18 protein-coding genes are annotated in these 22581 nt (G+C 67.0%); 5 read left to right on the top strand and 13 right to left on the bottom strand.

Annotated features, from left to right (window positions below):
* Window position 1 precedes the first annotated feature (1 nt).
* Window positions 2–967, bottom strand: coding sequence for an AAA family ATPase (locus tag ACLIIZ_RS01285; protein WP_416690391.1), 966 nt, complete (start codon window positions 965–967; stop codon window positions 2–4).
* Between the two features lie 152 nt (window positions 968–1119).
* Here ACLIIZ_RS01285 and nikR point away from each other — a divergent pair, with 152 nt between their 5' ends.
* Complete coding sequence (gene nikR / locus ACLIIZ_RS01280) at window positions 1120–1584, top strand: nickel-responsive transcriptional regulator NikR (RefSeq protein ID WP_416690390.1); 465 nt, start codon at window positions 1120–1122, stop codon at window positions 1582–1584.
* Window positions 1559–2887, top strand: coding sequence for a PAS domain-containing sensor histidine kinase (locus ACLIIZ_RS01275; protein ID WP_416690389.1), 1329 nt, complete (start codon window positions 1559–1561; stop codon window positions 2885–2887). Before nikR ends, ACLIIZ_RS01275 begins: the two co-directional genes overlap by 26 nt.
* A gap of 12 nt (window positions 2888–2899) precedes the next feature.
* Here the strand turns inward: ACLIIZ_RS01275 and ACLIIZ_RS01270 are convergent, their stop codons facing one another.
* The 12 genes from ACLIIZ_RS01270 to ACLIIZ_RS01215 all read right to left on the bottom strand — a co-directional run bounded on the left by ACLIIZ_RS01270 (window position 2900) and on the right by ACLIIZ_RS01215 (window position 20191).
* Entirely contained in the window at window positions 2900–4627 is a 1728-nt protein-coding gene (locus tag ACLIIZ_RS01270; RefSeq protein WP_416690388.1) for an ABC transporter ATP-binding protein, read from the bottom strand.
* Window positions 4628–4641: 14 nt separating this feature from the next.
* Window positions 4642–5658, bottom strand: a complete 1017-nt coding sequence (locus ACLIIZ_RS01265) for an ABC transporter permease (protein ID WP_416690387.1) — start codon at window positions 5656–5658, stop codon at window positions 4642–4644.
* 99 nt (window positions 5659–5757) lie between these two features.
* Entirely contained in the window at window positions 5758–7164 is a 1407-nt protein-coding gene (locus ACLIIZ_RS01260) for a CmpA/NrtA family ABC transporter substrate-binding protein (RefSeq protein ID WP_416690386.1), read from the bottom strand.
* Between the two features lie 358 nt (window positions 7165–7522).
* Complete coding sequence (locus ACLIIZ_RS01255; RefSeq protein ID WP_416690385.1) at window positions 7523–7990, bottom strand: SAM-dependent methyltransferase; 468 nt, start codon at window positions 7988–7990, stop codon at window positions 7523–7525.
* 5 nt (window positions 7991–7995) lie between these two features.
* The gene (locus ACLIIZ_RS01250) at window positions 7996–10749 is read right to left on the bottom strand and encodes a nitrate reductase (RefSeq protein ID WP_416690384.1); all 2754 of its coding nucleotides are present in this window, start codon (window positions 10747–10749) and stop codon (window positions 7996–7998) included.
* Window positions 10750–10775: 26 nt separating this feature from the next.
* The gene (locus ACLIIZ_RS01245) at window positions 10776–12017 is read right to left on the bottom strand and encodes an NAD(P)/FAD-dependent oxidoreductase (protein ID WP_416690383.1); all 1242 of its coding nucleotides are present in this window, start codon (window positions 12015–12017) and stop codon (window positions 10776–10778) included.
* 10 nt (window positions 12018–12027) lie between these two features.
* Window positions 12028–12780, bottom strand: coding sequence for a uroporphyrinogen-III C-methyltransferase (gene cobA, locus ACLIIZ_RS01240; RefSeq protein WP_416690382.1), 753 nt, complete (start codon window positions 12778–12780; stop codon window positions 12028–12030).
* Between the two features lie 366 nt (window positions 12781–13146).
* A complete protein-coding gene (locus tag ACLIIZ_RS01235; RefSeq protein ID WP_416690381.1) occupies window positions 13147–14886 on the bottom strand; it encodes a protein kinase domain-containing protein in 1740 nt (579 codons plus the stop codon).
* On the bottom strand, window positions 14873–15685 hold the full coding sequence (locus tag ACLIIZ_RS01230) for a formate/nitrite transporter family protein (protein WP_416690380.1): 813 nt from the start codon (window positions 15683–15685) through the stop codon (window positions 14873–14875). The genes ACLIIZ_RS01235 and ACLIIZ_RS01230 overlap by 14 nt, the downstream gene beginning before the upstream one ends.
* Before the next feature lie 22 nt (window positions 15686–15707).
* Entirely contained in the window at window positions 15708–16046 is a 339-nt protein-coding gene (gene nirD / locus ACLIIZ_RS01225; protein WP_416690379.1) for a nitrite reductase small subunit NirD, read from the bottom strand.
* Window positions 16047–16067: 21 nt separating this feature from the next.
* Window positions 16068–18587 carry a nitrite reductase large subunit NirB gene (gene nirB, locus ACLIIZ_RS01220; RefSeq protein WP_416690378.1) on the bottom strand — a complete coding sequence of 840 codons (2520 nt, stop codon included), beginning with the start codon at window positions 18585–18587 and terminating at the stop codon, window positions 16068–16070.
* 338 nt (window positions 18588–18925) lie between these two features.
* The gene (locus ACLIIZ_RS01215; protein WP_416690377.1) at window positions 18926–20191 is read right to left on the bottom strand and encodes a nitrate- and nitrite sensing domain-containing protein; all 1266 of its coding nucleotides are present in this window, start codon (window positions 20189–20191) and stop codon (window positions 18926–18928) included.
* Window positions 20192–20476: 285 nt separating this feature from the next.
* Here ACLIIZ_RS01215 and ACLIIZ_RS01210 point away from each other — a divergent pair, with 285 nt between their 5' ends.
* From ACLIIZ_RS01210 to ACLIIZ_RS01200, 3 genes are read left to right on the top strand one after another with little or no spacing between them, the layout of a single operon-like run.
* Window positions 20477–21169: a DUF4198 domain-containing protein gene (locus ACLIIZ_RS01210; RefSeq protein ID WP_416690376.1), complete on the top strand. Its 693-nt coding sequence runs from the start codon at window positions 20477–20479 to the stop codon at window positions 21167–21169.
* Window positions 21166–21591: a hypothetical protein gene (locus tag ACLIIZ_RS01205; protein ID WP_416690375.1), complete on the top strand. Its 426-nt coding sequence runs from the start codon at window positions 21166–21168 to the stop codon at window positions 21589–21591. Before ACLIIZ_RS01210 ends, ACLIIZ_RS01205 begins: the two co-directional genes overlap by 4 nt.
* Window positions 21588–22577 carry a hypothetical protein gene (locus ACLIIZ_RS01200; RefSeq protein ID WP_416690374.1) on the top strand — a complete coding sequence of 330 codons (990 nt, stop codon included), beginning with the start codon at window positions 21588–21590 and terminating at the stop codon, window positions 22575–22577. The genes ACLIIZ_RS01205 and ACLIIZ_RS01200 overlap by 4 nt, the downstream gene beginning before the upstream one ends.
* Window positions 22578–22581 lie beyond the last annotated feature (4 nt).

The raw sequence follows: 22581 nt of genomic DNA, 5'->3' as shown, positions 1-22581 counted from the left end.
TTCAGAAGCCGATCTTGCGCGTGCGCCCGCTGCGTGCCTGTTCGAAATCGCCCGCTTCCAGCCAACTACGACCGGCCAGTTTGGCGGTGCCGAAGGCAGCCAGCAGGCGCTTCTTCATGTCGCGCGGCGGCAAAGCCGCCAGGCGTTCGAGCACTGCGTCGTCGGCCTGCGCCGGGAACCCCCAGTCGTGTTCGGCGATGCAGTCGCGGTACAGGCTGCGGGCGATGGCCAGCGAGGCGTCGGCGTCGGGGCGCGGCACTTCGTAGACGTTCATCCGGTTGAGGATCGGTTCGGGAATGCCGCGTTCGTCGTTGGCCGTCGTCACCCAGAGGATGTGCGAGGCGTCGATGTCGATATCGACGAACTCGTCCTTGAAGGCCTTCGCCGTGTCGTGTTCGAGCAGGCTGTAGAGCGCGCCCATCGGGTCGTAGCGGGAATCGCCGCCGGCCTTGTCGATTTCGTCGAGCACCACGATGGGGTTGGCGTAGTCGCCATGCACCAAGGTGTGCGCCACCTTGCCCGGGCGGGCGTTGTTCCACTGCGCCGAAGCACCGGACAGCACCCAGCCGGCGGTAAGCGAACTCATCGACACGAATTCGTGGCCGGTCCCCAGGCGGGCCGCCAGTTCGCGCGCGAAATGGGTCTTGCCGATGCCCGGCTCGCCGAGCAGCAGGATCGGCGTGAACTGCATCGGTTCGTTGCCGGCGACCGACAGCGCCAGGTACTTGCGCAGGTCGTCGACGACTTCGCCGAAGTTCGGGCAACTGTCGTAGAGGTCGTCGAGCATGTCGGTGCCGCTCGGCCGGATCAGGAAGCGGCCGCCGCCGCGCTGCTTCATCTTCTCGTAGAGGGCGGCCAGCGCTTCGTTGCGGTTGCCGGCGGCGTCCTCGAGGGCGCGGTCGATCGCCGCGACGTCGTAGATGGTGCGCTCTTCGGCGACGGTGAGACGGATGTCGGTGCTTGCCATGATGACTTCCTCCTGACGCGACTGCAGTTGACTGCCTTAACGGGTGGACGATGGCCGGGGTTGAATCCGGCCACCCCGGTTTCAACAAGCATTTCCCGTTCCAGCCGGTTTGGGAAATAATGCGTTGCATCTCCCCCGACCGCAGGAACGCCATGGAACGCTTCACCATTTCGCTCGATGAATCGCTGGCCCGCCAGTTCGACGAACTGATCGCCGCCCGCGGCTACGTCAACCGCTCGGAAGCCGTCCGTGACCTGATCCGCGGCGCCATCGAGCACGACCGCCAGCAGGGCGAGCCGACCGGCCAGTGCGTCGCCAACCTGTCCTACGTCTATAACCATCACGAACGCGAACTGAGCGAGCGCCTGACCGGCCTGCAGCACGACCACCACGACCTGACCGTGGCGGCGATGCACGCTCACCTCGACCACGATCATTGTCTGGAATCCGTCATCCTCAAGGGCTCGACCGCGGCTGTCCGACAATTCGCCGACGCCATGATCGCCGAGCGCGGCGTGCGCCACGGCAAGCTCAACATCGTCGCCCTCGAGGCCGAATACCACCACGCCCACGACGCGCAGGGCAGCGACCATGTCCACTACCATCCCACCCGCTGACCCGCTGCTCGCCGCGACCGGCGAGCAGGCCTGGATCGAGGTGATCCAGAAGATGGACGAGGTGTACAACGACCTCCTGCAGTACGAAGTGGCGCTCGAAGAAAAGAACTCCGCCCTCGAAGAGTCGCACCAGTTCATCGAGAGCGTGCTGGCGGCGATGTCCGACATCCTCATCGTCTGCGACCGCAACGGCGGCATCGTCGAAGTCAACCCGGCGCTCTGCCACCTTTCCGGCCGCAGTTCCGAGGAGCTGGTCAGCACGCCGGTGTTCAACCTCTTCGCCGACGAGACCGAACAGGCCAAGGCGCGCGACGCCTTCGCCCGCTACGCGCGCGACGGCCTGCACGACTGCGAGTTCTTCCTGCGCGCCAGCGACGGTTCGACGGTGCCGGTGTCGATGAACTGCACGCCGCGCGTCTCGCAGACCGGCAAGCTGATGGGCGTCGTCGTCACCGGCCGGCCGGTCGGCGACCTGCGCAAGGCCTACCAGGCGCTACGCCAGGCGCACGAAGACCTGAAGCGGACGCAAGGGCAACTGCTGCACGCCGAGAAGATGGTGTCGCTCGGCCGCCTGGTCGCCGGCGTCGCCCACGAACTGAACAACCCGATCAGCTTCGTCCTGGGCAACGTGCTGTCGCTGCAGCGCTACGCCACCCGCCTCGGCCGCTATCTCGACGCCGTGCATGGCAGCGGTGCCGGCGAACACGACGGCCTGCCGGCACTGCGCGACGAACTGCGCATCGACCGCATCCTGGCCGACATGCCCAACCTGATCGACGGCATGATCGAGGGCGCCGAACGCACCCGCGACATCGTCGATGCGCTGAAGCGTTTCTCGGCGGTGGACAAGGCGGCGCCGGAAGAAGTCGACCTGAACGAGGTGATCGAACGCTCGGTGCGCTGGGTGACGCGCAGCGGTCCGGGCCAGTTCGCGGTCGATCTCGAGCTGCCGCCGGCCATGCATTGCCGGGGTTCGTCAGGGCAGTTGCAGCAAGTGGTGATGAACCTGGTGCAGAACGCCTGCGACGCCACAGCCGACCGCAGCAACGCCCGCCTGCGGATCAGCGGCACAATCGCCGAGCAGCAGATCGTCCTGCGTTTCGCCGACAATGGCCCCGGCATCCCGGAAGCCAACCTCGCCCACATCTTCGAGCCCTTCTTCACCACCAAGCCGGTCGGCCAGGGCACCGGCCTCGGCCTGTCGATCAGCTACGGCATCGTCGAGCGGCACGGCGGCCGCCTCGAAGTCCACAACATCCCGGACGGTGGGGCCGAATTCACCCTCACGCTGCCCCGCCACTGACTCCGGCCGCGCTCAGTGGTTGCAGTCGTTGAGGAAGCTGAGCAGTTCCTCGCGCAGACGATAGTAGTCCGGGTGCTCGAGCAGCGCCTTGCGCGAACGCGGCCGCGGCAGGTCGACCTCGAGGATCTTGCCGACCTTGGCACGCGGTCCGTTGGTCATCATCACGACGCGGTCGGCGAGCAGGATCGCTTCGTCGACATCGTGCGTGATGACCATGGCGGTCAGTTGCTCGCGGCTCCAGACCTCCATCAGGACTTCCTGCAGGTCCCAGCGGGTCAGCGAATCGAGCATGCCGAACGGCTCGTCGAGCAGCAGCAGCTTGGGTGACAGGGCAAAGGCGCGGGCGATGCCAACCCGCTGCTTCATGCCGTTCGACAGATCGCCGGCCAGCTTGTCCATGCTGTCGGCCAGACCGACGCGAACCAGGAAGTGGCGGATGATGGCGTCGCGCTCGGCGGCCGTCGCATGCGGATAGACCTGCTCGACGCCGAGCGCCACGTTGTCGTAGGCGGTCAGCCAGGGAATCAGGCTGGGTGCCTGGAAGACGATGCCGCGGTCCGGACCGGCCGAACTGATTTCGCGGTTGTCGAGCAGGGCGACCCCTTCGCTGATGTCGTTGAGGCCGGCGATCATCGACAGGACGGTGGATTTGCCGCAACCCGAGTGGCCGATCACCGAGACGAACTCGCCCTTGCGGATGCGCAGGTCGAACTTCTCGACGACGGTGAGCGGTCCCTTCTTGGTCGAGTAGATCTTGGAAACCTGCGAGAACTCGACGTAACGATGGTAATGCGGCAGGGTTTCGGCCGTTTTCGCCTTGGCTCCACCAGCCGCCGGCCGCTCGCCCGGCACGTATTCGGCGCTGGTGTTGGGCAGGATGCCGGGCAGCGGAATCACGTTGTCGGACGCCGTTGCCTGGGCCGCCCCCATCTGCATCAGGTATTGCGTCACTTCCTTGCGCAGGCGCTTGAACTCGGGATCGTGGTTCATCGCCGAGCGGTCGCGCGGACGCGCCAGGTCGATCTCGAATTCCGGCCCGAAGGTGGCACCGGGACCGGGATTGAGCGGGATGATGCGGTCAGCCATGATCAGGCCTTCGTCCACATCGTTGGTGATCAGGATGACCGTCTTCCGCTCCTGTTCCCAGATGCGCAGGATTTCGTCCTGCAGGTTGGCGCGGGTCAGCGCGTCGAGCGCCGACAGCGGTTCGTCGAGGAGGAGGATTTCCGGGCTGGCCGCCAGCGCCCGCGCCACATTGACGCGCTGGCGCATGCCGCCGGACAGCTCGGACGGACGCCGTTCGATGGCGTGCGTCAGGCTGACCATGTCGATGTACTTCTCGACCCGGGCCTGCCGCTCCGCCGCCGGCATGTCGGGGAAGACCTGATCGACGGCGAGCGCCACGTTCTGGCGGACGGTCATCCAGGGCATCAGCGAGTAGTTCTGGAAAACCACGCCGCGATCCGGCCCCGGCTCGGTCACCGCCTTGCCCTTGAGCTGGATCGACCCGGTATCCGGGGCGATCAGGCCGGCGATCATCGAAATCAGCGTCGTCTTGCCGCTGCCGGAGAAACCGACGATGGCGACGAATTCGCCTTCGCGGATGGTCAGGTTGATGTCCTTGAGGACGTCGTGCCGCTGCTTGCCCTCGCCGTAGGATTTGGCCACCCCGGAAATTTCGAGGAAGGCTGCCGCCGATGCCTGCGGCGCCGGATCCTGCTTGATCGCTGCCAATGCCATGATGCGTGCTCCTCTTAGTGACCGGCTTCGCCGAAGCTGACCAGTTGTTGCAGGGTGTTCATGACGCGATCGAGCATGAAGCCGACCAGACCGATGGTGAACACGGCGACCATGATGCGGCCGAGGGAATGCGAGCTGCCGTTCTGGAATTCATCCCACACGAACTTGCCGAGGCCCGGGTTCTGGGCCAGCATTTCGGCGGCGATCAGCACCATCCAGCCCACACCGAGGGAGAGGCGCAGACCGGTGAAGATCAGCTTGAGCGAGGACGGCAGGACGATCTTGGTGACCTTGGTCCAGGCCGACAGGCGCAGCACCTTGGAAACGTTGATCAGGTCCTTGTCGATCGACGCCACGCCGAGCGCGGTGTTGATCAGCGTCGGCCACAGCGAGCACAGGGTGACGGTGATGGCGGAGACGATGAAGGACTTCTCGAAGGTCGGGTTGTCGCTGACATAGACCGCGCTGACGACGATGGTGACGATCGGCAGCCAGGCCAGCGGCGACACCGGCCGGAAAATCTGGATCAGCGGGTTGAGCGCCGTCTGGAAGGTGCGCGACAGGCCGCACAGGATGCCGAGCGGAATGGCGACCAGGGTGCCGATGGCGAAACCGGTGAACACCGTGTACAGGCTGGTCACGATCTGGTCGAGGTAGGTCCGCTTGCCGGTCCAGGGGCGGATGCTGACTTCGGCGGTCGGATCGGCGGCCAGGGTTTCCGCGTTGCGCTTTTCCTGCCGTTCGTAGAAAGCGACTTCCTTGGCCCGTTCGGCCTTGTGGTCCTCGATCAGGCCGAGCGCTTCCTCATAGACCGCGGCCGGTCCCGGAATCTCGCCGAGGCTGGTCTGCACGCCGGAAGCCAGCCCGTTCCAGGCGGCCAGAAAGATGCCCAGGGCGAGCAGGGGGACGCCGATCTGGAGGAGGATTTCCCGCACCTGGCCGCGCGGATCGTCGCCGGCCGCCATGCGCAGGAAGGGGACAAACCAGGTCAGCCCGATTTGCTGGAAGAAGTTGGCGAGTTTGATGAGCATGTCGTTCACCTTTGTTCGGAATCGGCGCGCCAGGCGCGCACGGTTGCGGGGGCTTGGCGGTCGCCGGCTGGAGACAGGCCGGCGACCGGGCAAAGCCGCTTACTTGACCTTGTCTTTGCCCTTGAGGCCGATCTTGAAGCTGTCGATGTAGGCGTTCGGCTTGGAACCGTCATACGGCACGCCGTCGATGAAATCCTTCTGCGTCGGCTTGAAGCCCGTTTCCTTGGCGAAATCGGGGAAGTCGGCAGCCTTCATCTTGCCTTCGGCGATCAGCTCCTTGGCAGCGGTGGCGTAGATGTCCGGCCGGTAGACCTTCTTCGCCATGTCCTTGTACCAGCTGTCCGGCTTGAATTCCGGAATCTGGCCCCAGCGGCGCATCTGGGTCATGTACCAGATGGCGTCGGAGTAGTAGGGATAGGTCGCGTTGTAGCGGAAGAAGACGTTGAAGTCCGGCACCTTGCGCACATCGCCCTTCTCGTATTCGAAGGTACCGGTCATGCTGTTGGCGATGACCTTGTAGTCGGCACCGACGTAGTTGGACTTGGAGATCATCTTGGCCGCTTCCTGGCGGTTCTTGTTGTTCTCCGCATCCAGCCAGTAGGCGGCACGGATCAGCGCCTTGACCACGGCCTTGTGGGTGTTCGGATACTTGTCGTTCCAGGACTGGGTAACGCCGAAGACCTTCTCCGGGTTGTTCTTCTGGATTTCGTAGTCGGTGATCACCGGTGCGCCGATGCCCTTGAATACGGCCTGCTGGTTCCACGGTTCGCCGACGCAGTAACCGTCGATGGTGCCGGCTTCCATGGTGGCCGGCATCTGCGGCGGCGGCGTCACCGAGAGCTGGACGTCGGCGCCGACGGTGCCGGCGGTATCGCCCTTGAGCGGTGCGTAGTAGCCCGGGTTCATGCCGCCCGAAGCCAGCCAGTAGCGCAGTTCGTAGTTATGGGTGGACACCGGGAAGACCATGCCCATCTTGAAGGACTTGCCTTCCTTGCGGTAATCGTCGACCACGGACTTCAGGTATTGCGCCTTGACCGGATGTTCCGGCTTGCCGTCGGCGCCCTTCGGCAGCTTGGCCTTCAGCTTCTCCATGACGGCGTTCGACACGGTGATCGCGTTGCCGTTGAGGTCCATGCTGAAAGCGGTGATGACGTCGGCCTTGGTGCCGTAGCCGATGGTGGCGCCGATCGGCTGGCCGGCCAGCATGTGGGCGCCGTCGAGTTCGCCGGAAATCACGCGGTCGAGCAGGACCTTCCAGTTGGCCTGGGCTTCCAGCGTGACGTAGAGGCCTTCGTCCTCGAAATAGCCTTTTTCGTAAGCGACGGCCAGCGGCACCATGTCGGTCAGCTTGATGAAGCCGAATTTCAGGTCCGCCTTTTCGATCTTGCCGGCGGCGTGAGCCTGGACGACGGCGAATTGCGCCGCGATGGCTGCGGTCATCAGGGCGGCACGGACCATTTTCCGGCCGACGGAGAATTGCGGCTTGCTGCGGTTTTCCTTGCTCATTTTGTAGACTCCTGAAAAAAAATCCCAAAAAAAATGGCGCCCTCGTAGCGAAACCTGGTTTCGCTCTCGAGGACGCCGTTGTCCCAGCATGACGACCCTACCTTGGGCCAAGCATGCTCACGATTGCCGTTCCTGCTTGCTGCGACTCCACCGTTGGAGCGCTGCGACTTCGGAATTGCCGGCAATGCGCAGTTACTTTTAACTTAGCAACCACCGTGCCACAAAAATCAACATCATTAAATCAACATCATTAAATCAACAACTTAAAACAAACACACCGGTCAAATCGCTTATTGCAGCGCACCATTAAATGACTTTTGCCCTGCCATTTGCCCCTGATCGGTGCGCCTTGTCTGGCTTACCCAAGCACCTGCTGCGCGGCCGCATCCCGTCCGGCGCGAAGCGCATCGGCGCGCGCCACGCCGGACACTTCATCGGCCAGCGTCGGCAACTCGATGATGCGGATGGCAACGCCCGCCGCGCGCAAGGCGGGCATGGCTTCGCGTAGCTGTTGCTGCCCGTCGCTTCCGGTCAACAAATGAACCACCCGCTCGCCCTCCGTCGCCGCGATCAGCATCAAGCGATTGATGAAACTGCGCGGCGCCGCTGGGCGACCGCCCGGACGCCCGAGCTGGACGATGCGGGCGTGCGCCGGCACCAGGCGGAGCAGGGAGTCGTCGATCTCGTCGCCGGCCAGCACGACGCTGGCGTCGATCAGGGCATGCGCGGCCGCCTCGGCCAGGCCGTCGACACCGCGGGCGTCGGCGTGGACGAAGGTGACCAGTCCGCGTTCCGCCGCGGCGGCGTTCCACCCGGTTTGCGGCATGGCGCTCATGCCGCCACCTCGCTGGCCGCCAGCATGCGCCGCACTTCCGGCACGCAGGAACCGCAGGAAGTGCCGCACTTGAGCGTTGCCTTGAGTTGTTCCAGGCTGCGCTGGCCGGCGGCAATGCCGGCGTGAATTTCGTTTTCCGAGACATTGAGGCAGTTGCAGACGATGCGGCCGCGCCCTTCGCCACCGGCCGGCGGCGTCGCCGAGGGCAGGAAGACCCAGGGATCGAGCCCGCCGATCGCGTCGCCGCCGGTCATGTGTTCGAGCAACCAGGGCAGGGCAGCGGTTTCGCCGGCGAACAGGATGCCGGCCAGGCGGCGCACCGTCCCGACATCCTCGAAGCGGGCGCGCTTTTCGATGCGCCGGGCCGGATCGCAGAGAACACGGCAACGCTCGGCCGGCAGTTCGAGCAGCTCGGCCAGCCGCTCGATGTCGGCCTGCGCCAGCGCCTGAGCGCGCGCCAGACGCAGGATCAGCACCGGCGATTCGCGCCCGCCCAGAGTCAGGCTGGCGTAGGGCTGATCGGCGAGCAGCGGGGCCAGCTGGCGCCGCCAGGCGAGCAGGCGTTCGCCGGCCGCCGCCTCGTCCAGTCCGGGACAGGCGCGGACGATGGCTAGTTGCCAGGGCAGGCTGACCGGCGTGATTTGCACCGCGGCATGCTTGAGCGCCGGCTGGCCGCTGACCGGGTCGAGCTCCTGCAGGGTGTGCAGGTTGGCGCCGGGATGCGACAGATTGGCCGAGCCCCAGTGCATGGCGAGATAGACGCTGCCCGGCGCCAGCTCGTTGCTGGCCGCCACCGGCAGTACGGTGTCGCCGCGGCGCGAGCTGAGACGGACCAGATCGCCGTCGGCCAGACCGCGCTGTGCCATGTCGTCCGGATGCATCTGCAGGCGCGCTTCCGCCTCGTGGGCGTAGAGGCGGCCGCTGCGGCCGGTACGGCTCATGCCGTGCCACTGGTCGCGCAGGCGGCCGGTGTTGAGGCGCAGCGGGTAGGCGGCATCCGGCGCTTCGCCGTTCAGGCGCAGTTCGATCGGCGCGAAACGCGCCCGCCCGCTCGCCGTCGGGAACACGCCGTCGCTGTAAAGGCGCGCCTTGCCGTTGGCCTGGCCGGCCGCGTAAGGCCACTGCACCGCCCCCTGCTCGAGCCTGGCGTAATCCAGCCCGGCAATGTCGAGATCGCGGCCGCGCGTGCTGCGCGCGTGTTCGGCGAAAACGGCGGCGGGCGATGGGAAGTCGAACAGGCGCGCGGCACCGGGACGGTCGAGCTGGCGGCCCAGGGCCAGCGCAAAATCGCGCGCGATGCGCCAGTCGGCGCGGGCTTCGCCAGGCGCCGCCACGGCGGCCCGGACGCGGGTGATGCGGCGCTCGGAATTGGTCACCGTGCCGTCCTTTTCGCCCCAGGTGGCGGCCGGCAGCAAGAGGTCGGCGTGCGCGCAGGTATCGGTATCGGCGAAGGCATCCTGGACGACGACGAAGGGACAGGCGGCGAGCGCTTCGCGCACGCGTTGCTGGTCGGGCAGCGAATGCGCCGGGTTGGTGCAGGCGATCCACAGCGCCTTGATCGCGCCGCGCCGTACCGCCTCGAACAACTGCACCGCCATCAGGCCGGGCTGCGTCGGCAGCGCCGGGATGCCCCAGAAATCGGCCATTTCGGCCCGGTCGGCCGGATTCTTCAGGTCGCGGTGCGCCGACAGCAGGTTGGCCATGGCGCCGACTTCGCGGCCGCCCATGGCGTTCGGCTGGCCGGTCAGCGAGAACGGGCCCATGCCAGGCCGGCCGATCTTGCCGGTGGCCAGATGCAGGTGGATCAGCGCCGCCGAGTTGGCCGTGCCGTGCCCCGACTGGTTCAGCCCCTGGCACCAGAACGACAGCGGCGCCGCCGCCTGGCCGAACCAGCGCGCCGCCTGCACGATGTCGGCGGCCGGTACCTGGCAGACGCCGGCGGCGACCTCGGGCGTCACGCTGCCCAACTGCTCGAGCAGGACGGCGTAGCCTTCGGTGTGGTCGGCAATGTAGGCCGCGTCGACCAGCCCTTCGGCGGCCAGCACCTGCAGCATGGCGGCAAACAGGTAGAGGTCGGTGCCCGGCGCGATCTGCAGGTGCAGGTCGGCCATCGCTGCGGTGTCGGTACGGCGCGGGTCGACGACGACGATCTTCAGCTCGGGCCGCGCCTCGCGCGCCGCCTCGATACGGCGGAACAGGATGGGGTGGGCGAATGCCGTGTTGGCGCCGCTGATGAAGAGCAGGTCGGCCAGATCGATGTCCTCGTAGCAGCAGGGCACGCTGTCCATGCCGAGCGTCGCCTTGTAGCCGGCGACGGCCGACGACATGCAGAGGCGGGAGTTGGAATCGATGTTGTTGGTGCCAACCAGCGTGCGCGCCAGCTTGTTGAAGACGTAGTAGTCCTCGGTCAGCAACTGGCCGGAAATGTAGAAGGCCACCGAATCCGGGCCGTGCGCGCGGATCGTCTCGGCGAAACGGCGGGCCGCCTTGTCGAGCGCCTCGTCCCAACCCAGCGCCTGCAGCGGCGCGGCGCGCTGCGCGCGCCACAGCGGCTGGACGAGGCGGCCGTCGAGCTGGACGGTCCGGTGCAGGTTGGCGCCCTTGGTGCACAACTTGCCGAAGTTGGCCGGGTGATCCGGGTCGCCACGCACGCCGGTGATGCGGCCGGCGCTGTGGCTGATGACGACGCCGCAGCCGGTGCCGCAGTAGGGGCAGGTGGAGCGGGTTTCCTGTTGCGCTTCTTGGGTCATGCGATTCTCCATCGATCCGTTGCCGCTCAGCCCTGGCCGCCGGCCGCCAGTTGCGACTCGGCATGGGCCTGACCGAACAGCAGGTGATCGCGCAGCGGGCCGATCTCGGCGGCCGAGCGGACCAGACCGAAATACCAGCCGCCCTCGGCGGCATCGCCGTAGAGCACGGCGCCGCGCAGGCGGCCGTCGCGTACGATCAGTTTCTTGTACTGGTTGGCCGGACGGTCGACCAGGACGATGGTTTCGTCGTCCGGACCCGCGCTGAAATCGCCGGCCGAAAAGACGTCGATGCCGGTCACTTTCAGCTTGGTCGAGGTCACCGAGCCGCGGTAGGCGGCGCCCGACGCCCCCGCCAGATGCGCGGCGCAAACCTGCGCCTGTTCGAAGAGCGCCGCCACCAGCCCGTACACCGTGCCGCGATGGCTGACGCATTCGCCGACCGCGCTGACCGACGGGTCGCTGGTGGTCAACGTGTCATCGACGACGATGGCGCGCTGGCATTCGAGCCCGGCGGCCTCGGCGAGGGCGATGTTGGGACGCACGCCGGCCGCCAGGACGACGAGGTCGGCCGGAATTTCCTCGCCACCGGCGAAGGCCACCGCCGCCACCCGGCCGTCGGCGCCGGGGCGGATCGCCGCCGTCTGGCGGCCGAGCAGGAAGCGCATGCCCTTGGCCTCCAGTGTCGCCTGCAGCATTTCGGCCGCCTGACGGTCGAGCTGGCGCTCCATGATCCACTGGCCGAGATGCACGACGCTCACCTGCATGCCGCGCCGCGCCAGGCCGTTGGCCGCTTCCAGACCGAGCACGCCGCCGCCGATCACCACCGCGTGGCGGTTGCGCTGCGTCGCGGCGATCATCGCTTCCGTATCGGCAATATCGCGATAGCCGATCACGCCGGGCAGGTCGTTGCCCGGCACCGGCGGCCGGAACGGCGACGAACCGGTGGCGATCAGCAGCCGGTCATAGACCGCGACCTTGCCGCAATCGGTGTGCACCGTGCGCGCCTGACGGTCGATCCGCGTCACCTCACAGCCGGCGTGCAGGACGATGCCGTGTTCGGCGTACCAGGCCGGCGGGTTGAGCACGATGTCGGCGACTTCCATCTCGCCGGCCAGCACCGGCGAGAGTAGCACCCGGTTGTAGTTGCCGTGCGGCTCGGCGCCGAACACCGTGATCTCGTAGCGCTCGGGCGCCAGCTTGAGCAGCTCCTCGAGGGTCCGGACGCCGGCCATGCCGTTGCCGATGAGAACCAGTCTTTCCTTGGCCATCTGCCGCTCCTCAGGCCGCCAGGCGCAGCGCCATGTCGCGGCAGGCCGCCAGATCGACCACCGGACCGACGACGATCAGCGCCGGCGCCGGCAGGGCCGCGGCTTCCACCGCCGCCGCGACGTCATCGAGGCGGGCCAGCACTTCGCGCTGGGTCGGCTGGCAACCGCGGGCGATCACCGCCACCGGCGTGCTCGGCGCCAGACCGCCGCCGATCAGCGCCGCCGAGATTTCCGGCAGCAGGGCGAGCCCCATGTAGACGACGAGCGTCGTCCCGGTTTTCGCCAGCGCCGCCCAGTCCGGTGCCGGACTGCCCTGGGTGCCGGCGCGTGCCGTGACGAAAGTGACGCCGGCGGCCAGCCCGCGATGCGTGACCGGAATGCCGAGCGTTGCCGGTACCGCGATGCCGGCGGTGAGTCCGCTGACCACCTCGACGTGATGGCCGGCGCCGCGCAGACGCAGCATTTCCTCGCCGCCGCGGCCGAACAGGAAGGGATCGCCGCCCTTGAGGCGGACCACGCAACGGCCCTGGCGGGCGTAGCGCAGCATCAGGCGCTCGATGAATTCCTGCGGCGTCGAGGCGCGGCCGCCACGCTTGCCGACGTGCAGGATGCGCGCCTGCGGCCGGACCAGCGCCAGCACCTCGGCCGACACCAGATCGTCGGCCAGCACGACCTCGGCTTCCTGCGCCAGAATGCGCGCCGCGCGCAGCGTCAGCAAATCGGCCGCACCCGGCCCGGCACCCACGAGATAGACAGTCGCCATGGCGTTCTCCCGGAAAAATCGAAACAAAAAAAGGCGTCCATTCCCCAGCCAGATGGTCTGACCGGGAAATGGACGCCGTTGTCCATGTCGCGCCGCAGTGCCGTCGTCGGCAATACGTCGCGGGTAATTCGGTGTCCGCCATCATCGGTAGCGGACGTCAGTTCATTAGCAACTCATATGCCATCGCCGGCAATGGCGCCCATCCCGGCCCGCCAGAAACGGTGGAAATCACCAGCCGGCGTGGCATGCCGGCCGTTGCGGCCGGCCTTTGGCGGTCCCGCCGCCTCACCCACCCGGCGCGCCGCGACGGCACTCGGCGGGTGCAGCCAGCGCCCGAACCTCACCGAATCGGTGCGCCGTGCTGCATCAAGTCGCCGAGTGCCAGCCGAAGGCAAGCACGATGGCGAGCAGGGCCAGCCCGGCGCTGAGCAGTTTCCAGAAGCGCAGCGGATCGCGTTCGATCAGCGGCAGGCGGCGCGTGCTGAGAAATTGCGGCCCGGGTTGCTGCAAGTCGCGGACAAACTCGCTGAGCGCCTCCTGGCGGCGTCGCGGGTCGACCTGCAGCGCCTTGCCCAGCACGGCGTCGACCCAGGCCGGCAGATCGGGGCGAAAGCTGGCCAGCGGCAAGCGCCGCAGACGGCGTGCCTCGGGCGCCGTGCGGACGCGCGCCGCGGCCAGCCCGTAAGGCAGTTCGCCGCTCAGCATGCGGTAGGCGATGGCGGCCAGCGCGTAGAGGTCGGCGGCCGGCGTCGCCGGCCCGCCGGTCAGGCATTCCGGCGCCAGATACTGCACGGTGCCCGGCGGCGCGGCCTCATCGGCCTGCCCGGCTTCGGCCAGACCACCGACCTGGACGCTGGCCAGATCGATCAGGCGAACCGTGCCGCTGGCGTCGATCATCACGTTTTCCGGACGCAGATCGCGGTGCAGCATGTCGCGCCGGTGCAGCGCCTGGATGCCCTGCGCCAACTGGACGACGATGCCGCGCACCGCGTCGAGCGACGGCTGCGGATGGTCGATCATCCACTGCGCCAGGGTCTGGCCGGCGATGAACTCCATCGCCACATAGAGCGACTGGCGCGGCCGCGTGCCCGGCCAGGCCCTGATCACGTGCGGGCTGTCGACGCGCCGCGCCACCCATTCTTCAAGCACGAAGCCGTCGAGATAGGCGGCGTTCTCCCGCAGATCGGTGGACGGCAGCTTGAGCACGACCGGCGTCCGGCTGGCTTCAGCCTCGGCCAGATAGACATGGCTGCGCGCGCTGACCTGCAGTTCGCGGACGATGCTGAAGCCCTCGAAATGCATTCCCGGCCGCAGCGGCGGCGGCAGCGGCAAAGCCTGGCGCTGCGCCCGTAGCTGGTCGGCCGCGGGGGACGGCAGGGCGTCGATGCGCAGCAGTTGAATGGTGGCGTCGTCGCGACTGCCGGCCGCCCGTGCCGCTTCGACCAGGGTGGCAGCGACGGCATCGAGCGCGTCGCCATGCTGATCCAGCGCGGCGTGCACGGTGGCGGCGTCGAGAAATTCGTGCGCCCCGTCGGTCGCCAGCAGGTAGATCTCGCCCGGCTCGGCATCCCAGCAGCGGTAGTCGATCTCGACATGGCTGCCGACGCCGAGCGCCCGGGCGAGGTAGCTCCCGGCGTCGTGCCGGACGCGATGGTCTTCGCTCAACTGTTCCAGCGCCTGCGCGTGCAGGCGGTAGACGCGCGCATCGCCGACGTGCAGCAGGTGCAGTTGGCGAGCTTTCAGGATCAGCGCGCTGAAGGTGCAGACGTAGCCGCTATCGCGGTCGAAACGGCCGTCGCCGTGCATGGTCTGGCTGTACAGCCAGGCATTGACGGCATCGAGCACGCGCTGCGCCGAGCGACGGACGGTCCACGCTTCGGCGGTGGCGTAATAGTCGTCGAGGAAACTGCGTATCGCCGTCTGGCTGGCGATATGGCCGACCCGGCTTGAACTGATGCCGTCGGCGATGGCGAGGGCGATGCCCTTGGCGGCCAGCAGGTGGCCGCCGGGCAACAGCGCGCCGTGGAAATCCTGATTGACCGGATGCTCGCCGGCCAGCGAGTGCTGGCCGAGCGAGACACGCGGTCCGCTCTCAGGCGATGGCACGCTTCGGCGCCGTCTTGTAGTGCGTCGAGTAGAGCGTGGCGCCGACAAAGGTCAGGCCGCCGACCAGGTTGCCGAGCACGGTCGGGATTTCGTTCCAGATCAGGTAGTCCATGATCGTGAAGTTGCCGCCGAGCATCAGGCCGGACGGGAACAGGTACATGTTCACGATGCTGTGCTCGAAGCCCATGTAGAAGAAGACCAGGATCGGCATCCACATGGCGATCACCTTGCCCGACACCGAGGTGGACATCATCGCCGCGACGACGCCGGTCGACACCATCCAGTTGCACATCACGGCGCGCACGAACAGCGTCAGCATGCCGGCGGCACCGTGCGCGGCGTAACCGACGGTACGGCCTTCGCCGATATGGCCGATCTTCTGGCCGATGGCGTTGGGCGCTTCGGAAAAGCCGCTGGTGAAGATGATCGCCATGAACACGGCAACGGTCATCGCGCCGGCAAAGTTGCCGCAGAAGACCAGCGACCAGTTGCGCATGACGCCGTTCCAGGTAGCGCCCGGGCGCTTGTCGAGCACGGCGAGCGGAGCCAGCGTGAACACCCCGGTCAGCAAGTCGAAGCCGAGCAGATAGAGCATGCAGAAGCCGACCGGGAAGAGCAGCGCGCCGATCAACGGGTTGCCGGTGTTGACCGTGACCGACACGGCGAAGGCGGCGGCCAGCGCGAGGATGGCGCCGGCCATGTAGGAACGGATCAGGGTGTCGCGGGTGGACATCAGGAGTTTGGATTCGCCAGCGTCGATCATCTTCGTGACGAATTCGGCAGGAGCAAGGTAGGCCATGGTAATTACCTCTTGTGAAGGATCAGGAAAGGGAAACGGAGACGAGACCGTCGTGCACCTGCACCGGGTAGGTGCGGACCGAATGTTCCGGGGATTCCAGACATTCGCCGGTGCGCAGGTCGAAATGGTTCTTGTAGAGCGGCGAGGCAACGACCAGGTGGTCGCCGAGATTGCCGGTCAGGCCCCGCGACAGAACGCTCGCCCCGGAACGCGGGTCGATGTTGTCGAGGGCAAACAGTTGATTGTCGCCGACGCGGAAGACAGCAATGTGCTTGGCGCCGAGCAGGGCGCAGACACCGGTGCCGGGCAGGATGTCGGCGATCCCGCAGACCGGCAGCCAAAGGGGTTCGGGGGTTTTCATGGCGGAGTTCTCCGGGCAGGTTCAGGCCAGCGACACGCTGTCGCATTCGTCGGCGCGGGCCGGCCGCTTCTGGCCGCGTTCGCTGACGAAAACGATGCCGGCGTCGGCCTGTTCGTCGTTGATGAAGGTACGGAAACGCTTGCGGACGTCGGGGTCGCTGACCGCCGTCTTCCACTCGCACTGGTAGGTATCGACCACGTACTGCATCTGCCCTTCCAGTTCGTCACAGAGGCCGAGCGTGTCGTCGAGCAGCACCGACTTCAGGTAGTCGAGCCCGCCTTCCAGGCTTTCGCGCCAGGTGCTGGTGCGCTGCAGGCGGTCGGCGGTACGCACGTAGAACATCAGGAAGCGGTCGATCAGGCGGATCAGCGTCGCCTTGTCGAGGTCGGCGGCGAGCAGTTCGGCGTGGCGCGGCTTCATGCCACCGTTGCCGCAAACGTAGAGGTTCCAGCCGCGTTCGGTGGCGATCACGCCGATATCCTTGCCCTGCGCTTCGGCGCACTCGCGGGTGCAGCCGGAGACGCCGAACTTGATCTTGTGCGGCGCGCGCAGGCCCTTGTAGCGGTGTTCCAGTTCGACGGCGAGGCCGACCGAGTCATCGACGCCGTAGCGGCACCAGGTGCTGCCGACGCAGGACTTCACGGTACGCAGCGACTTGCCGTAGGCGTGACCGGATTCGAAACCGGCAGCGATCAACTCTTCCCAGATCAGCGGCAACTGCTCGACGCGGGCGCCGAACAGGTCGACACGCTGGCCGCCGGTGACCTTGGTGTACAGGCCGTACTTCTTGGCCACCTGGCCGACCGCGATCAGCCCGTCCGGCGTCACCTCGCCGCCTGGCATGCGCGGCACCACGGAGTAGGTGCCGTTCTTCTGGATGTTGCCGAGGAAGTAGTCGTTACTGTCCTGCAGACTGGCCAGCTCGCCCTGCAGCACGAAGTCGTTCCAGCATGAGGCGAAGATCGACGCCGCGGTCGGCTTGCAGATGTCGCAGCCGAGGCCCTTGCCGTGCTTTTCCAGCAAGTCGGCAAAGCTGCGGATGTTGCCGACGCGGATCAGGTGGAACAACTCCTGGCGGGAATAGGGGAAGTGCTCACACAGGTGGTTGTTGACCGTCATGCCGCGGCGCGCCATTTCCGCCTTCATGATCTGCGTCACCAGCGGCACACAACCGCCGCAGGTGACGCCGGCCTTGGTGCAGGCCTTGATCTGGCCGATCGTCGTCGCTCCGTCGGCGACGGCGGCGGCAATCTGCCCCTTGCTGACGTTGTTGCAGGAACAGATCTGCGCGCTGTCGGGCAGGGCGTCCGGGCCGAGGCCGGGCTTGGCCTTGCCGTCGCCGGCCGGCAGGATGAGGAATTCCGGGTCGGCCGGCAGGGCGATGCCGTTCAGCGCCATCTGCAGCAGCGTGCCGTATTCGTCGGCGTTGCCGACCAGCACGGCGCCGAGCAGCTGCTTGCCGTCCGCGCTGACGACGATCTTCTTGTAGATCTGCTTGCATTCGTCGACATAGCGGAAGCTGCGGCAGCCGGCCGTGCGGCCGTGCGCGTCGCCGATGCTGGCGACGTCGACGCCCATCAGCTTGAGCTTGGTGCTCATATCGGCGCCGGCAAAGGCGGCGCTCGCATCGCCGGCCAGATGGCGGGCGGCAATGCGCGCCATGTCGTAACCCGGCGCGACCAGGCCGAACAACTGGTCCTTCCAGGCGGCACATTCGCCGATCGCGTAGATGTCGTGATCGCTCGTCCGGCACTGGTCGTCGATGGCGATGCCGCCGCGCGCGCCGACCGCCAGAGCGTTTTCGCGCGCCAGCTCGTCGCGCGGCCGGATGCCGGCCGAGAAGACGATCATGTCGGCCTCAAGGTGGGTGCCGTCGCTGAACACCATGCGATGGCGCGCCGTCGCGCCGTCGCGGATGTCGACCGTATTGCGCTCGGTATGGACCTTGACGCCGAGCGCCTCGATCTTGCCCCGGAGGACGCGCCCGCCGTCGTCGTCGACCTGGGCCGCCATCAGGCGCGGCGCGTATTCGACGACATGCGTCTGCAGGCCGAGGTCGCGCAGCGCCTTGGCGCATTCGAGGCCGAGCAGGCCGCCGCCGACGACGATGCCGCTGCGCGAGACGGCGCCCGAGGCACGCATCGCCTCGAGGTCGTCGAGCGTCCGGTAGACGAAGCTGTGGGGACGGTCATTGCCCTTGAGCAGCGGAACGAAGGGATAGGAGCCGGTGGCCAGCACCAGCTTGTCGTAGGCGAGGGTCTGGCCGTCCGCCGTGCTCACCGTGCGCGCCCGGCGGTCGATGGCGACGGCCCGGCTGCCCAGACGCAGCGTGAAACCGCTGGCCGCGAAGAAGCCGGGAGCGACCAGCGACAGGTCTTCGGCGCTCTTGCCGGCGAAGAATTCGGACAGGTGGACGCGGTCGTAGGCGGCGCGGCTTTCCTCGCCCAGCACGGTGACTTCCGCGCCGGCAAGGCCAAGCTGATGCAGTTCCTCGAGAAACTTGTGGCCAACCATGCCGTGGCCGATGACTATGATCTTCATGTCGGTATCACTCTCTCGCTTCGGCGGAGACTCCGTGATACCCCGGCGACGGCACTGAAGCCCGTCGCCTGCATGGAAGCCCCCGCGTTACGCGGTTATGTCGGTCTGAAATGACGGCAGGCGCAATTGGGGTTGCGGCTACCGGATCCCACCGTCATTGGCGGAGGCTGTTGCCCGATGCAGCATTGCACGCGGGCAGGGAGTGATTAGCAGCTTGCATGCCAGAACCGGTGTTTCACCAAAGGACAAGGCTTTCCGGCTTTGCGGCGGGTCGCCGCCGGGAATTTTCTGCACCAGGCCTGTGCGTCGTCCGCCAAATTGGTGCCGAAAACCTCGACCTAACGCTCCAGCCCGGCCTGACCCGGCAGCAAACCGGCGACGCCGAGCAGCGCTTCGGCGACGTCGGCCAGGCGCCGATTCTGGTTCATCGCGTTCTGGCGCAGCAAGCGGTAGGCGGCCGCCTCGTCGAGGCCCTGCGTCGCCATCAGGATGCCCTTGGCTCGCTCGATCAGCTTGCGCTCCTCGAGATTGGCACGCACCGTCGCCAGTTCGTCGGTCAGCGTCTGCAGGCGCTGCGACTGCGACTGCAGCATGTCGACCACGGCCTGCGTCAGGTGCGGCCCGATGCCGTCGCCGGCAGCGGCGACGGGCCCGCCGATACCGGCGGCGAACGCTGCCTGCGGCGGCAGCGGGAGCGATCCGCGAAGTTCCGACAAACGTTGCTGCTGGTCGGCGCTGTCGCGCTGCAACTGCTCGATGCGCTGCCGGCAGAGCCCCTGCAGCAGGCCGGCGAGATGGTTCTCGACCCGATGCAGTTCGTCCATCCGCGCCGAGCAGCAGGTATACCACTCGTCCGCCAGCGCGCTGTCGAGCGGCCGCCCAAGCCCGGACAGCAGCTTGCGGCGCAGCCGTTCGAGCGAGGACAGCGGCAGCAGCGATTGCAGCGCGCGCCACTCGGCGCCCAGTTCGTCGCAGAAGGCGACGAAATGCCGGAAGGAGTTTTCCTGCATCTCGATCAGGTATTCGATGGCCTGCACCTCGGCTTCGCCGATCCGGCCGGCGGCGAAGGCGGCGGCACCGGTGGCGCGCTCGCGGCCGGCCGACTCCTTGCCCTGCATCAGGTGGAAGAGGGCGATCAGCAGGCGCGAGATGGCCGGATCAATGGCGACGTCGGCGGCTTCGAACACCAGGGCGAGCAGGGCGGCGACCAACTGGCTGTACTGCTCGCTCGCCTGCGCCGGCGTCAGCGTCAGCGCGGCGACGCCGCGGCGGATCTCCGGCAGGCCGGCCAGCGCCTGCAGGGCGATCGCCACCCGGGTATAGAAGCGGGCGCCGCCGCTCATGCCGTCCTGGCTTTCGCGCCGCTCCAGCCAGGCGTCGAGCAGCAGCATCGCCTGGTCGCTGGCGGCCACGCGCTGCGCCCGCAACTCGGCGAAGCGGCGGCCGTCCGAAGCGAGGAAGAGATTCGAGCTGCCGCGCTCCTGCTGCAGGTGATGCACCAGTTCGCTCGCCGCCAGCACCAGATCGCAGGTGCGCGCCAGGTTTTCCAGTTCGCTTTCTTCGCTGCGCCGTGCGGCCGCCAGGTAATTCAAGACGCTGTTCATTGCATATTCCAGGGGGTCGATCGCGGCAGCGCCCGATCGCGTGCCGCCCTCATGATCTAGCAAGATACAAACCAGAGTGCGAGATCCGCTTCGCCTCACTCCCCGGAGAGGGCGCCCCGACAAACGACGGCGGATAGGTATCTTCCACAAGAAAGGAAAGCAAGCTTCCACTTCCGCCCGCAAATCGCCCCGAAATCGCCACGGTGGGCAATACGTTCAATGACTTATTGCCTGGGCACGGAACTTGTATGAAGATATTTACTTCTTTCATACACACCACCCATCATGCGCCGCACGCTCTCCCTGCTGCTCTGCCTGACCTCTTCGGCCAGCTTTGCCCACGACCTGTGGTTCGCCCCCGAAGGCAACGACTACCTGCTGCTGCAGGGGCACCGCCATTCCGGCCACGCCGGTGCCGATACCATCGACTACGATGGCCGCAAGGTCAGCGGCGCGCTGTGCCTCGATGGCACGGGCAAAGCGCGCCCGGCCACGCCATCGTCCAGCGCCCCGGTGCGTTTCGCCGGTCCCTGCGCGGTGCTGCAGGCGGATTACGTTTCCGGCTACTGGACCAAGACGGCCTGGGAAACGAAGAACATCCCGAAAACCGGGATTTCGGGCGTGCTTCGTAGCTGGCATTCGGCCGAATCGGTGAAGCGCATCGGCCAGTGGATTCCCGCCGCCGGCAAGCCGCTCGGCCGCGGCCTGGAGATCACGCCGCTGCGCGATCCGCTGCCACTGCAGCCGGGCGACAAGCTCACCGTGCTGGTCAGCGACGACGGCAAACCGGTGGCCGGCGTGCCGGTCGCCTACGGCGACGATACCCGCGGCGTCAGCGACGGCGACGGCAAGATCGCCATCCGCCTGCGCCACGGCGGCACCCAGTTGATCACGACGACGCTGGAGACGCCGCTCACCGACGGCAAGGCCGACCGTTCGCTGCGCAGCGCGACGCTACAGTTCGAGATCGCGCCATGAGATGGCTGCCCTTACTCGCGTTATTCGCCGCAACGGCGGCAAGCGCTCACGAAATCCGGCTCGACGTTAGCGGGTCGAGCGCGACGGTGATCACGCTGCATTACGCAGACGGCCAGCCCTTCGCCTTCGAGGCCTACGAACTCTACCCCGCCGGCAGCGAGACGCCGGGCCAGGTCGGCCGCACCGACGGCCGGGGTCGCATCGCGCTGCTTGCCGACGCCGCCGGCGAATGGCGCCTGAAGGCCTGGTCGGATGACGGCCACGGCGTCGACCGCAAACTCACGGCGCTCGCTGGCGACCCGGCGACAGCCACGGCGCCCGCCGCCGAAACGCCGCGCGCCGCGCTCTGGCTGGGCGGCCTGGGAACGATTTTTGGCCTGTTCGGGCTGCTGCAACTCTATCTGGGGAGGAAAAAACGGTGAAAAAATTCTGGTTCTATGGCTTGGGTTTACTTGCGACGAGCGCCGCTCAACCAGCGTTCGCCCACCACGGCGTCGCCGGTGTCGGCGCCGTCGGCCTGCAGGGACCGGGAGCACCGATCGAATCAGCGGCTTCCTCGGTCCTGCCCGAAGGCGGCATGCTCGCCTACCTGAAGATCGACCAGGCGAGCTTCAAGCAATACGGCTGGGCGAGCCCGAACGCCGACTACGCCCGTTTCACCATGCTCGGCCTCGGTTACGGCGTCACCCCCTGGTTCTCCGCCTACGCCTTCGTGCCGCACAACACCAAGGTCGAGGAATCCGGCGGTCTCGATTCGCGCGGCTGGGCCGACATGTCGCTGATGGGGCAAATCGGTTTCAAATACGACCAGGACGGCTGGCGCCTGACCCCGGCCAGCGAGAGCCTCGACGACCTCGAGGACTGGCACTTCAGCGTCTTTGCCGGCGCCACGCTGCCCACCGGCGCGCCCAACCACCGGCTGAGCGACGGTTCGATCGACCCCGGCAAATCGCTCGGTTTCGGCAAGCCGGCATGGACGCTCGGCGTCACCGCCAGCAAGATGTTGAGCCAGACGCTGACCCTGAGCCTGGAAGCATCGACCTTCCGCTTCCAGCCCTATACCTACGATAGCGGCGAGCGCGTGCAGTTCGGTGCCGAAAACCGCCTCAACGCGGCGCTCGCCTGGCGGGCGCTGACCGTACCGGAAAAATCCTTCCGCCTCGACCCGGTGCTCGAAGTGCAATACCTGAGCATCGGCCGCGACCGCAGCAACGGCGTCGGCGAAGAGGGTACCGGCGGCCGCATGGTCTATCTGCTGCCCGGCGTCCGCGCCTACTGGCACAATGCCAGCTTCGCGCTCGGCATCAAGAAGCCGGTGTGGACCGACCTCAACGAATCGAGCACGCAGCAGGGCGCCGAAGGCAAGGAGAAATACCGCCTGATCTTCTCCGCTTCGCTGATGTTCTAAGGCT

It is taken from the genome of Azonexus caeni, assembly GCF_048146105.1.
Lineage (GTDB): Bacteria > Pseudomonadota > Gammaproteobacteria > Burkholderiales > Rhodocyclaceae > Azonexus > Azonexus aromaticus_B.
The sequence above is the reverse complement of the archived record's forward strand: the minus strand, read 5'-3'. Positions and strand labels throughout refer to the sequence as shown.